At 52.7% G+C, this 12,109-nt stretch carries 9 protein-coding genes and 1 pseudogene; 3 read left to right on the forward strand and 7 right to left on the reverse strand.

What is annotated here, in order from left to right; translation table 11 throughout:
- Nucleotides 1–19: 19 nt before the first annotated feature.
- The 4 genes from FKW31_RS10835 to FKW31_RS10850 are packed head-to-tail and all read right to left on the reverse strand — an operon-like array spanning nt 20 to nt 6,270.
- Nucleotides 20–3,154 (reverse strand): efflux RND transporter permease subunit, encoded by a 3,135-nt coding sequence (locus tag FKW31_RS10835; RefSeq protein WP_070325595.1) that lies wholly within the window; start codon nt 3,152–3,154, stop codon nt 20–22.
- Nucleotides 3,154–4,188 carry an efflux RND transporter periplasmic adaptor subunit gene (locus tag FKW31_RS10840; protein WP_011251445.1) on the reverse strand — a complete coding sequence of 345 codons (1,035 nt, stop codon included), beginning with the start codon at nt 4,186–4,188 and terminating at the stop codon, nt 3,154–3,156. The genes FKW31_RS10835 and FKW31_RS10840 overlap by 1 nt, the downstream gene beginning before the upstream one ends.
- The gene (locus FKW31_RS10845) at nt 4,185–5,627 is read right to left on the reverse strand and encodes a TolC family protein (RefSeq protein ID WP_019088956.1); all 1,443 of its coding nucleotides are present in this window, start codon (nt 5,625–5,627) and stop codon (nt 4,185–4,187) included. The genes FKW31_RS10840 and FKW31_RS10845 overlap by 4 nt, the downstream gene beginning before the upstream one ends.
- Nucleotides 5,620–6,270 (reverse strand): cation transporter, encoded by a 651-nt coding sequence (locus FKW31_RS10850; protein WP_010516881.1) that lies wholly within the window; start codon nt 6,268–6,270, stop codon nt 5,620–5,622. The genes FKW31_RS10845 and FKW31_RS10850 overlap by 8 nt, the downstream gene beginning before the upstream one ends.
- 73 nt (nt 6,271–6,343) lie before the next feature.
- Here FKW31_RS10850 and FKW31_RS10855 point away from each other — a divergent pair, with 73 nt between their 5' ends.
- Nucleotides 6,344–6,742 (forward strand): helix-turn-helix domain-containing protein, encoded by a 399-nt coding sequence (locus FKW31_RS10855; protein WP_003618791.1) that lies wholly within the window; start codon nt 6,344–6,346, stop codon nt 6,740–6,742.
- A gap of 327 nt (nt 6,743–7,069) precedes the next feature.
- Entirely contained in the window at nt 7,070–8,143 is a 1,074-nt protein-coding gene (locus tag FKW31_RS10860) for an alkene reductase (protein ID WP_010511738.1), read from the forward strand.
- Between the two features lie 356 nt (nt 8,144–8,499).
- On the opposite strand, the gene FKW31_RS10865 is transcribed toward FKW31_RS10860, so the two are convergent.
- Nucleotides 8,500–9,168 (reverse strand): DUF6998 domain-containing protein, encoded by a 669-nt coding sequence (locus tag FKW31_RS10865; protein WP_026019401.1) that lies wholly within the window; start codon nt 9,166–9,168, stop codon nt 8,500–8,502.
- A gap of 479 nt (nt 9,169–9,647) precedes the next feature.
- On the opposite strand from FKW31_RS10865, the gene FKW31_RS10870 reads away from it, so the two are divergent.
- Entirely contained in the window at nt 9,648–10,748 is a 1,101-nt protein-coding gene (locus FKW31_RS10870; protein WP_150178556.1) for a hypothetical protein, read from the forward strand.
- 159 nt (nt 10,749–10,907) lie between these two features.
- Here the strand turns inward: FKW31_RS10870 and FKW31_RS10875 are convergent, their stop codons facing one another.
- Nucleotides 10,908–11,963 carry an ArsO family NAD(P)H-dependent flavin-containing monooxygenase gene (locus tag FKW31_RS10875; RefSeq protein ID WP_087636578.1) on the reverse strand — a complete coding sequence of 352 codons (1,056 nt, stop codon included), beginning with the start codon at nt 11,961–11,963 and terminating at the stop codon, nt 10,908–10,910.
- An 8-nt stretch (nt 11,964–11,971) separates the two neighbouring features.
- Nucleotides 11,972–12,109 (reverse strand): annotated as a pseudogene (locus tag FKW31_RS10880) (arsenical resistance protein ArsH); the annotation flags it as partial.

The raw sequence follows: 12,109 nt of genomic DNA on the forward strand, positions 1-12,109 counted from the left end.
CAGCAGTGGCCCATACCTGTCACTTGAACAAGGTTTCCGGAACTCCCGTTTCGTTTTCAGAAAAACTACCAAATTTGACAGCAAGAATAGGCAAAACAAACAGGTTAAGTATCATTGATGTCATGAGCCCTCCAAGAATGACAGCTGCCATAGGTCCTTCGATTTCCCGCCCAGGCGCATTCATATCAACAGCCAGAGGCGCCAGTCCAAGCGCCGTAACGAGCGATGTCATGAGTACGGGGACGACGCGGTCTCTGGCCCCCCGGAGCGCTGTTGTTACTCCCCATGTGAGATGTTCCCGCTCGACCAAAGTCTCAAAATGCGAAATCATCATCACCGAATTCCGAAGCGTAATCCCGAATAGAGTAACGAAGCCGACTGTTGCCCCAAGAGTTAGCGTTGTGCCGGAAACAATGATTGCCAGAATGCCGCCGACAAATGCGAAGGGAAGATTGACGAGTATCAGAGCGAGATTGCGCCATCCTTGTGTGATTATTGAGAGCAGAATCATGACCGCTATGGCAGCGAGCCCGGAATTTATAAACAGTTCCTTGCGTGATTGTGATTCAGCTTCCGCTGCGGATGTAAACTGAACGTAGGTTCCAAGAGGCAGTTTGATATTTTTTGCTATAGCCGTGCGTGCGTCCTGAACGAAAGATTGAGCTGATCGTCCTGTAACATTTGCGGTGACAGTCTGTGTTCTCTGTGCTCCCAGATGTGACACCTGATAGCGACCGTTCGTCTCATATATGTCTGCGACAGCGCGGAGTGGTACGTAGTTTCCGTGAACAGTATGCAGTGGCAGGAAGCCGACAGACGCAACATCATTACGACTTGCGTCATCAAGACGAACCATAACATTAAAAGCCGCAGAACGCTCGTATATCTGCCCCACGGTTTCACCCTGCCAGGCTGTATGGATGGATCGGAGTACATCCGCCGACCGAAGCCCCCAGCGCTCCAGATCAGCAGGGCGTAGCCGAATAGCAAGTTCCGGAACACCAGGGGGTGCTTCTATCCGGACATCTGTTGCGCCATGTATCTGATGCAACATGCGGACAATATTATTTGCCTGGATATCCAATACATCCAGATCATCGCCAATAATATTGATTGCCACAGCCGAAGACGAACCAGAAAGGGTTTCGTTTACGCGCATCGTCAAAAAACTACTGACAGAAAAACTGGCCCCAACGAACCCGTCAAGCGCTTTGCGAACGCGGGCATCAATCTGTCGGGAAGCCTTCCCATCCACCTGATTCAAATCAACCTCAAACTCGCTGGTATGTGGTCCATACGTGTCCTCATCCAGCGAGGCGCGTCCGACTCTCTGAGCAACCGAACGGATTTCGGGAAGCTGACGAAGTTTTTCTGTAACCTGTCTACCTAATTTCAGAGACTGTTCCAGGGAAGTCCCCGGAGCAGCCGTCATATGAATGATAAGGTGACCTTCCTTGAAATCAGGAATGAAATCGCTTTCAAGGAATGGAAGGGCCGCAAACCCTATCAAGGTGGTCAGGATCATCCCGCCTATAACAAATCGGGGATGGCGCATTAATCTGGCCAGAAGACGTTCATAAGCTCTGGCGGTCCATCCTGCCAGGGGGGGCTCTCTCCGGGTTTCTCCAGGCGTCGCCAAGAGCCATGCGCAGAGTGCAGGTACAACGGTTACAGCAGCGGCAAGAGAAGCCATGACCGCAAGAACATAAGCTGTTGCCAGTGGAGCAAACAGTCGTCCCGAAAGTCCGGGAAGGGCGATGACAGGCAAGAAAACGATAATGACAGCAAAGGTCGCGTAAACCACTGCACTGCGGACTTCAACGCATGCATCGAGTACGACGCGCGCTGTAGATGCGGGCTGGACCAGAAGCCGGTTTTCACGCAATCGGCGTGTAACATTTTCGACCCCGATCACGGCGTCATCCACGACCTCGCCGATGGCGATAGCAAGCCCCCCCAGGGTCATGGCATTCAAAGTAACCCCGAGTGTCTCCAGCAACGACAGGGCTATCAGAATAGCCAAAGGTATGGTGGCGCAACAGATTGCAGCGGTTCGCAGGTCAAAAAGGAAAAGAAAGATTACGGCAACCACCAGAAAACCGCCCAGAAGCAATGCTTGTGTGGCATTCCCCAATGCGGTCGTAATGAAATTGGCGGGTCGGAACAGGTCAGCATGCAATGTAATCCCCTGTCCCTGCAATTGCGGGCGGAAATCGGTAAGTGCCGCCTCGATTTCCCGGGTCACAGCCATCGTATTGGCACCGTACTGTTCCCATATATTAACCACAATGCCTGTCTTTCCCTCGATACTGGCCGCGCCGAAGGCGGGAATAGGGGCTTCAGTTACAGTGGCAATACTGCCCAGTGTGACAGCACCATTATCAGAGCGGACAATCACAGTGCGGGCCAGACTTTCTGGCGTCAGGGCCTGACCGTCAGACTGAAGAACGACTCTTTGGTTCGGGGTATCAATAAAGCCGGCCCCCTGTATGCCAGTTGCTTCCTGGGCAGCCGCAAGGACGTCATCAAGTCCGATATGATGCAAGATGAGTTGGTCTGGATGTACCTGTATCTGGAGTGACCGACGCTCCCCGCCAAACACACTGACTCCAGCCACACCAGGCAACGCCAGCAGACGCGGCCTCAATGACCAGTCAGTAAGCGTGCGCAACTGCATGAGGGACTGTTGTTCCGACGTCAGACCAATCACCAGTACCAGACCGGCGGATGAGGTCAGTGACGTCATAGTCGGAGCATGAACACCGGCTGGCAATTGCTGTGCAACAACATTCATTTGTTCCCCGACCAGTTGCCGGGCGCGATAAATATCGGTCGATGTCGCAAACAGGACGTTGACGACTGACAGTCCCTGAATCGAAGTCGATTGCACGCGCTGAATACCCGGGAGGCCGGTCAGGGCAATTTCCATTGGGCGACTAACCAATGTTTCGACCTGTTCCGGCGTAAAACCAGCGGCTTCGGTCTGGATCGTGACCCGTGGCGGAATGAATTCCGGAAACACATCATAGCTGGCATGTCTCAAGCCATACAGGCCATAGAAGAACAACAGACATGCGGTTGCGATAACCACGCCCCGGAAGCGGATCGAAAACCCGATAATAGCTGCCTGAAGGCTGAAAGAACGTCCCGTCATCAGTCGTCATCGTCTCCTGATTCAAGCTGAGCTCGGAATTCTTCAGACAGAAGTAATTGCGTACCCTCTACGACGATTTGCGTTTCGTGTGTGATTTGTCCTGGAGTATCTTGGATCAGGTAGCCACCTTCTCGGTCCGGCACGTCGGTCGTAAGGGGTAGGCGTGTAAATTTTCCGTGTCCGTTATCACGGTATATCCACGACTTACCTTGCAGCCAGATAATAGCTGATGCAGGTATCCGGATACCGGGACGTTCCTCTTCGGTAGGCAGGAGAACGGAAACATTCATGCCCGCGACAAGCTGACTTTCAGCCGACGCAAAATAGAAAAAGCTACGCCCCTGAATAGCAGGATCGGTCATGGTTACAGGAGACAAATAGTGGAGCATTGTCCCGTGTCCACCCGTGTTTCCATAATCGGTCACATCCGCCTGACTTGGTGGGGTTGGTAGATCCGTATCTGGTGGAAGGGTCACCTTGACCAAGACCACTTGTTGTTGAAGTAACTGTGTAATGAAAATTGTATTTTTTTCGGTAGCGTCAGATATGACCGAACCAAATTGCTGTCTGATAATATTAAGTGCGTTATTCACCCGGACCTGTTCTGCTTTTACCATAGCTGAGTTGGACTGAAATCTGGCTGTTGTCTCCTGGAATTGTTCCTGAGAGATATTCTGCCGGTCGCGATACAGTCCTTTGTCACGATCGAGTTTCGCACGGGCAAGCGTCTGCTGTGCCTGCATGCTCTCCAGCCGCGCTTTCATGTCAGCATAATCACTAACAAGAGTGATAAGTTGTGTTGCGTTCAGAACGTAACCATAGGCGGGAACCAACTTTCTCCAAGGCACGATGCTGGGTCGTGCAGAAGCGATGCCACTCTTCGTAACTGCTTCCGGGGAGACCGTCACGGTCGCCTCTGCGCCAAGAACCGAAACTGGTGGATCATCATCATCTGCAATAGCAATGTCCGCCACGTTTAGAACTAGGAAGACAGAAAGACCTACAAGAGGCAGCCAGAAGGCCCTCGCTTTCATGGTGAGTTCCTTTGGTTATTTTCAAGCAGGCCGGAAACCTGCGCGGCACTGGTGTGATCAAAAATGGGCTGCTGCATGCCATCTTCGATCTGACCTATGGCTTGCCGTTGCTGAATTTCTGCTTCAAGAAGAGCGGTCTCTGCTTGAATCTGCTCTATATGAGTCATAACCATCGTTGGTCGGTCGATTGCGCCTGACTGAAGGCGGTGCTGCATCTGGTTCAGCCTTACCCGTACGGTTTTGGCAAGTTCATCCGCCTGTAGCAGAATTGATGTCGTGCCGCGGTAATTGGCCGTAGCCTGCGAGATGGACTTAAACACCGTGTTCTCTGCACGCCGGAGACGAGCCGCCGCCTCATGCTCCTGCCCAACAGCTTCAGCTATGGGGCCTTCGTTCTGATTGAAAATCGGAATTTGCAGAGAGGGATTTACCTCAAAGCGATTTGAAATATCCCAGTTATAGGCGGGACTGATGGTGACATCGGGATAGCGTCGGGAAACTTCGACCCGTAGAGCCTGTCGGGCGGCGTCATAAGACGCAAGAAGTTCCCGCAGATCCGCGCGTTGCATTACGGCTTGGTATCTCATGTCCTGTGAATCGCGGTATTCCATGAGGTCGGGACAGACATCAAATGCTTTTGTATCAAGAGCAATGGAATCAAGTGCTTCGGCAGGAACCCCGATTGCTCCTGCCAGAGCTGCCTTACGGACGGCATACTCGCGCCGCAGATCACTGACAGACAACTCGGCATGGATCATTTCCGTCCGTACCTGCGATATTTCGAGAGCGGATGCTCGCCCCTGATCAAAACGTGCCTGTTCCAGGGTAAAGAGTTCGCGTTTAGCTGCCGCAGTCTCTTCCACAAGCTTGAGGCGCCCGGATACAGCCCAGACGCCGAGAAGAGCAGACCGCGTGTCGCTGCGTAGTTTCCATGCAGTATTGATGACTTCCCATTGCGCGACGGCAGCCCGATATCTGGCTTCTTTGATACGGTGATAACGCCTGCCGAAAAATTCGATCAGTATTGACGCGCCGTAGCCGACGTAATGAGCCGATGGGCCACCCAGCACCGTGAAACTGGGATTGGGCAGTTGACCGGCTGTCTTGATTCCAGCGCGAGCCGTTTCCAGTTCAGCTTTAGCTACAAGGATATCGGGATGAAAATACAAGGTAGCAAGCGTCAGGCGAGTGATGCCCCATGCGTTTTCCTGACTCGATACGTTTGGTCCGAGAACTTTTGTAATGAATTCTTGCAATCCGGCATCCGTAAATTGACGGCTGGAAAATTTCTGGACATCTGATTCCGGCGAAATATTTGAGTGATCACTATTTGTACAGCCACAGAGCAGGGGAAAAATCAGGAGAATGAATGCCGCATTATAGCGTGTGCGTCTCCTTACCTGCTTAATATATTCTAGAGTATTATATGATTTATACATTGATATGTCGTGATATATCTGATTTGTTATCTGTTAGTTCTACTCTCGATTGTCGCATAATCTGCACACCTCCACTAATACCAAGCATCGCAAGGATGGCAGCTACCGCAATATCCGGCCACGCAGAACGAGTGCCAAACACGCCCAGAGCTGCCAGCACAACGGCAACATTTCCGATCGCATCATTACGAGAGCAGATCCATACAGAACGGCGGTTGGCATCACCTTTCCGGTGTGTCCATAATATGAGGGCACAGGCCAGATTGACCGCGAGGGCAAGCAGACCAATGCCGCCCATTGCGTCTGGGTGAGGCGGATGGTTGCTGTTCATTACTATCCACCCAGCATTGGCCATTACCCATAGCCCAGCCATGAACAGGGTCAGGCCTTTCAGAAAGGCCGCGCCAGCTCGCCATCGCAATGCCATTCCGGCAACACTGAGGCTTATTGCGTAGTTGGCGCTGTCGCCAAGGAAATCAATCGCGTCCGCCTGTACGGATGCAGATCCAACCGACACGCCAGCCCCAGCTTCAACGGCAAACATGCTGGCATTGAGAAAAAGCGCGATCAGGAGCGCTCTCCGCCATGATTTATTGATTGGTAGCGGCGTATCTGTGCATCCACCACAGCATCCTCCTGCCATCCAGCGCCTCCCTGACGAATCATCTGTTTTAATGTATGCTCCCTGTAGCAACTACAGGGTCAAGAGGCAGGGAATGCGATCGATTGGTGCCTTGGGGAAGGCGACGAATACCAAAGTCGAGACGATCCGCTATTACGAACGGATCGGTCTTCTGGCTCCGCCACAGCGGACCGATGGCAATTATCGCACTTATGATGATGAGGCACTCGCGAGACTGTCTTTTATTCGTCGATCTCGGGATCTGGGTTTTTCATTAGACCAGGTAAGAGCTCTATTATCCCTAACGGATCAGGGAACCCAGGATTGTAAGACAGTTGATAGAATTGCTCGTGACCATATGGCAGAAATTGAGCGCAAAATTGCGGATCTCATCGCATTGCGCCATGAACTTTCTACGATGATAGAATCATGCGGGGGAGGTAATATTTCAGAATGCCGAATTATTGAAGCACTTTCTCCGTTTGATAATTAGTTCTCCTGACTTTTTTCGCAGCCAGTCGATTCTGCATTTGACGGAAGATTACCCGAAATAGTTATACGGCCTCATCCTCACGTGTCAGAATCTGAAAAATCCTCATGGAAAATTCAAGGACTATACGTGCTCCCATGGTGGCAGTTTATGATCAGGCCAGTTCTGAAGCAGACATTCGGCTTCCCCCCCAAATCTGCCTGTCGGCTTCACCAATTCAGCAGATAGGCAGTGCTCACCTCAAGTCAGACGAGGTGGTAAGCCTTCTGTTGTATTCCTCGTGAGGCTTCCCAAATTCATAGGAACTGCGTCTTTTAAGAAGGATCTGTCATGACCAGCCTGTTTGAGCCGATTGAACTGGGAAGCATTTACGCCAAAAACAGAATTCTCATGGCGCCGCTGACACGCGGTCGGAGCACCCGTGATCATGTGCCCACCCCCATCATGGCCGAATATTACGCGCAACGGGCCGGAGCCGGTCTGATCATCTCAGAAGCGACCGGGATCAGCCGCGAAGGTCTTGGCTGGCCGTATGCGCCGGGCCTGTGGTCGCAGGAACAGGTGGAAGCCTGGAAGCCCATCACCGCCGCAGTTCACGCCAAGGGCGGAAAGATTGTGGCCCAGCTCTGGCATATGGGTCGGATGGTTCATTCCAGCGTGACGGGCCAGCAACCTGTGTCCTGCTCGGCGACAAAAGCGCCTGAAGCCCTCCATACGTACGATGGCAAGCAGGCTCCCGAAGTCGCCCGCCCTCTCACCAAGGAGGACATTGCCCGCATCCTGAACGACTACGAAAATGCTGCTCGCAATGCCCTTCAGGCAGGCTTTGACGGTGTGCAGATTCATGCCGCCAACGGTTATCTGATCGACGAATTTCTGCGGGACGGCACCAATCATCGTTCCGACGAATATGGCGGTTCGCCGGAAAACCGCATCCGCTTCCTGCGTGAAGTCACCGAACGCGTGATCGCAACGATTGGCGCGCACAAAACGTCAGTAAGGCTGTCCCCCAATGGCGATACGCAGGGCTGCATCGACAGTCATCCAGAGCAGGTTTTTGTGCCGGCCGCAAAGCTGCTGAATGACCTCGATATCGCTTTCCTTGAACTGCGCGAGCCCGGACCGAACGGCACGTTCGGCAAGACCGACCAGCCCAAGCTGCATGGTCCGATCCGCGAAGTCTTCAGGAAGCCGCTGGTTCTGAATCAGGACTACACACGGGAAGAAGCGATCGAGACAGTCGCTACCGGTGTTGCGGACGCCATTGCGTTTGGTCGGCCTTTCCTCGCCAATCCGGACCTCGTGCGTCGTCTGGAAGACAATCTGCCCCAGAACAAGGACGATATCCGCACCTGGTACTCGCAGGGTGCAGAAGGCTATACGGATTATCCGCTTGCTCGCTGATACCCTATTTTTCCCGCAAGTTCCTTCCAATGGAAGGAACTTGCATTTGAACTATAGAAAATATTTAGCCGCCGACGTGATACTTGTCGTGAAGTAGGCGAAATCACCTGAATAGTTCTACTCCCTGCCATGAATGTGAACACTGCGAAAGGCTGTTTTCGGTAACTCTATCCCGATAGCCGACTGTCTGTTTCCCCCCAAATTCGCCTGTCTGCTCAAGCGAACCAAAACAGACAGACGGCAGTCGCCTCATGTTAGCCATTCAGCGTGATTCAGCGTGATTCAGCGTTTACCGGACAGCGGACATTATTTGTTCAATCCGTTATGTCAGCAGGCGCTTTCAAACGCTGTTAACTTTATGGCTTCTCTAAAGCTTTGATAGCCGAAATCACTTCAGATCCAAGCTGGCGGGTATTTCTCTTATTTCCTGTATTGTTGAAAAGACTGACACTCAGTGATGTGGCTAGTTCACGCAAAGCTGGCTTTGTGATCCTCTCGGGAATACCGTCTTTCTCCACTTGGATTGTGCCGCTTTCATATTCGATTACTTTGTAAGCTCCATAGGAAGCTTCCCTGACAACACCCTGATCATGTATGGGCACGGAGACTTTTTGTTGACGTGGGGAGTAAGTATAGACGCCTTCTCCTTCACGGCATAAGAGACGGAAATCAGATGATGACATATCAGCGACCTCCTCGATTGATATGTCATCATCATCAAAATTCAATCGTAGAACGACGACACGGTGAACAACGTCGAAAGTGTTTCTGTTAAATCTAACGTGTTGGGTAGACGTGATAGTTTTGACGGATATCTGTTCGCCTTCAGCTGAAACAACATCGTAGCCCTTTTGATTGACTTCCGGTGCCATTTGGCCACGGGTTTTCATGGCGACGTACAGTTCGCCAATTCGGCCGGTTAGGTGTCGCAATTCGGCAGGATTGACTCCCCATTGGATTTCCTTTTCAAGCCAGCCCAAAGCATCCCCAAGTGAACGAATAACCTGTATCTGAGAGAGAGCCATCAGAACCTTTGCGTCCAATCTAAAAATTATATCTGATAAGTTTAGCTGGTGATGCAGAGCCAAGGAATACCGAACCGCGCCTACATTGATAGAAATCTCCGCTTTCAAGTGGCACTTGGCTCAAGGCTCGCACATCGTCCCTTGATCCATCTTTCTGGTCAGGAATGCGGAACCAGACAGGCGGCAGACGCCTCATATCGGAAATACAGCGATCCTCGATCGCTTTCCGCATAGCGGACGTGAATAGCGCAGACTCCTGCGGCCACTTTGCCTCTCATATCGGACGTCGGTGCACCAATATGTGATTCCGAAGAACAGACATGAATGTTCGACTTTCGAAGACTGGCTTCCATCAGTTTTAGAGCGGTTCAGCTTGCGGTCGCAACAAGCATGCCAAACGTGTAGGTGAAACATTGTTCGGTTAAAACATTACTCACTGTAATCTTGTTGAAATTTTGTGAGTTCTCCAGCATAATCTCATGATGCCCATCACCACTGACAAGTCGATCTACGACAAAACCGGTTGCCTACGATTTTGTAGTATAGACAAATTTGTTTCTGATATCTGTGAGGGCGATCATTGCTTTATATGCGGACGACATCCGAGTAAAGTCCCATTCAATAGAGAGCATGTTATACCAAATTGGTTGTTGAGGAATGTCAATATTCACTCGGGGAATATTCAGCTTCCGAACGGTAGGCTGCACCGATATGGAAGTTATACCATCCCGTGTTGCACTGAATGTAACACGGGTCTTGCGGAGCATTTTGAAAAACCAATCAGCGAAGCGTTTGGGAAGGGCTTTTCAGGTCTAAGCGCGTTGGTCGAGCGCGAGGGGACCGAGCGCCTGTTTCAGTGGATGGCCCTACTCTTTGTAAAAATGCACCTTAAAGACAAAACGCTTTTACAGAACCCGGATACGCGCCTTGGACGATTCTACATATCTGATGGCTATGATTGGTCAACATTTCACCACATGCATTGTCTCGCCCGCGCCCATTACTCCGGCGCAAAGATTGGTAAGTATGTCCACGGATCAATGTTGTTCGTCGAAGTTGGAGAGAACTCCGAAGATGAATTTTTTGATATTGCTACCGTGTCCAGCGCCTACACCTTGTACATTCGAGTAAAAGACATAGCTATATACACCGTGTTTGATGATTCCGGAATTTGTCTGGAGGCTGTAGAGCCCGTTTTATCAAGAATCACGGGCGTGATGAATTCGGCGCAAGCTCGCGAGTTAGCCGCGGAACTGGCGGCGGCAAATATTCACCTTAAAAATCCCCCTAGCTTTGGGACGAGATCGTCGAACGCTGATGGTGACGATCTCGAGATTATAGCTCTCCCTCCAGAAGGGAATGCCGAGTTCTTTGCCAAAAGCAATAACGCGATAGGTCACATCAAGCGTTCAGTTTTGGGAAGTTTTTGTCAAGCAACAGCAGATCATACGCGCGAAGAGGCGCTGGAATTGCTCGGATCAAATGAGTATTCGTTCTTATTCAACAGTGAAGGGGTTTTCGTCACTGGGGGAGACAAAGAAGATTTGCAACCTGTGCGTAGCGAGTGGTCCGCTATCTGACGAATCTTGTGCAGGAAAGGGGATAGCCGCTTCCGCCACCTACATGGTCGTAAACATGCCTAAACAGCCTGTCGGCTCAAGAGAACCAGAACAGACAGGCTGCACTCGCCTCTTCTCGGCCGTGTTCAGACTTGCTCAAAGTTTCGATAAGCAGACCTTCTATATCGGCGACGCAAGCCAGGCCGCCAGTTGCCGGACCATGGATCTGGCGACACGGCCGGCGCCCAGCAGCGTGGCGGATGCGGGCCCACACCAGGAGCCATAACCCAGCAGCCAGAGACGTGGCTCCCTGACGGCCTGCTGCCCGTTAACACGGATCAAGCCGTCCGGCTCGATCACGTCGAGTGATGCAAATACACCGAGCGCGGGTCGGAAGCCGGTACACCAGATGATCCTATCGATGGCTTCTTCCCGCCCGTCGGGCCAGACGACGCCCGTCGCCGTCACACGTACAAACGGGCGCACCGCGTGGAGCACGCCTCGCTCCCTGGCGGCGCGCACAGGTGGGACCATGACGATATCGCCAAAGCCGCTGGTGGGCATGGCCGACGGGCCGCCGAGAACGCGAGCGGTCGCCCGCTCGAACAGGACCCGTCCGTCCACGTCATCGGGCAGAAAGATGGGATCATGCAGCGTGACCCATGTTGCCTGAGCGACAAGCGACAGCTCCGCCATAATCTGTGCCCCGGAGTTGCCCCCACCCACCACCATTACACGTCGGCCGGCAAAGGGCGCGGCATTCCGGTAATGGCTGGAATGGAGTTGCGTCCCGCCGAAGAGGTCACGCCCCGCGACATCGGGAACAAAGGGGGCTGACCACGTACCGGTCGCCCCGATAACCGCACGGCCAAGAAAATCACCCGCGCTGGTTCTGACAGTCAGAAGTTTTCCGTTCGCGCGCTCCACACACTCGACCATGACCGGACGGCGGATCGGCGGCGCATAGCGCGCCTCGTAGCGGTGCAGATAGTCCAACACCTCGTCACGGGTCGGATAGCCGCCATCCGGCGTGTCTGGCATCGGCCAGCCGGGCAGCGAACTGTAGGACGCGGGTGAAAACAGATGCAGGGAGTCCCAGCCATGCACCCATGCACCACCCGCCTGCGTCCCGTTATCAAGAATGACGTAACGCAGTCCGGTCCGTCGTAGAAAATACGACGCGGCGAGGGCCGCCTGACCGCCTCCCACGATCACAACATCGAACTGTTCCGGCATTGCCCGGCTCACAGACTTTCCGGGAGACGGAATTCCGCCTTGCGTTCGCTGTAGCGATCAACGAGGTAGTCGGCCCGGTCGCGCAGCAGCCATGTGAACTTCATCAGCTCCTCCATGACATCTACCATCCGGTCATAGAGGGGGGA

The organism is Acetobacter sp. DmW_136, assembly GCF_008690365.1.
Classification (GTDB): Bacteria; Pseudomonadota; Alphaproteobacteria; order Acetobacterales; family Acetobacteraceae; genus Acetobacter; species Acetobacter oryzifermentans.

Excerpts from the sequence above, each read along its gene's own strand:
- FKW31_RS10835 (WP_070325595.1), bottom strand. The coding sequence starts at position 3,154 with ATGACGGGACGTTCTTTCAGCCTTCAGGCAGCTATTATCGGGTTTTCG.
- FKW31_RS10840 (WP_011251445.1), bottom strand. The coding sequence starts at position 4,188 with ATGAAAGCGAGGGCCTTCTGGCTGCCTCTTGTAGGTCTTTCTGTCTTC.
- FKW31_RS10845 (WP_019088956.1), bottom strand. The coding sequence starts at position 5,627 with ATGTATAAATCATATAATACTCTAGAATATATTAAGCAGGTAAGGAGA.
- FKW31_RS10850 (WP_010516881.1), bottom strand. The coding sequence starts at position 6,270 with ATGGCAGGAGGATGCTGTGGTGGATGCACAGATACGCCGCTACCAATC.
- FKW31_RS10855 (WP_003618791.1), top strand. The coding sequence starts at position 6,344 with ATGCGATCGATTGGTGCCTTGGGGAAGGCGACGAATACCAAAGTCGAG.
- FKW31_RS10860 (WP_010511738.1), top strand. The coding sequence starts at position 7,070 with ATGACCAGCCTGTTTGAGCCGATTGAACTGGGAAGCATTTACGCCAAA.
- FKW31_RS10865 (WP_026019401.1), bottom strand. The coding sequence starts at position 9,168 with ATGGCTCTCTCTCAGATACAGGTTATTCGTTCACTTGGGGATGCTTTG.
- FKW31_RS10870 (WP_150178556.1), top strand. The coding sequence starts at position 9,648 with ATGATGCCCATCACCACTGACAAGTCGATCTACGACAAAACCGGTTGC.
- FKW31_RS10875 (WP_087636578.1), bottom strand. The coding sequence starts at position 11,963 with ATGCCGGAACAGTTCGATGTTGTGATCGTGGGAGGCGGTCAGGCGGCC.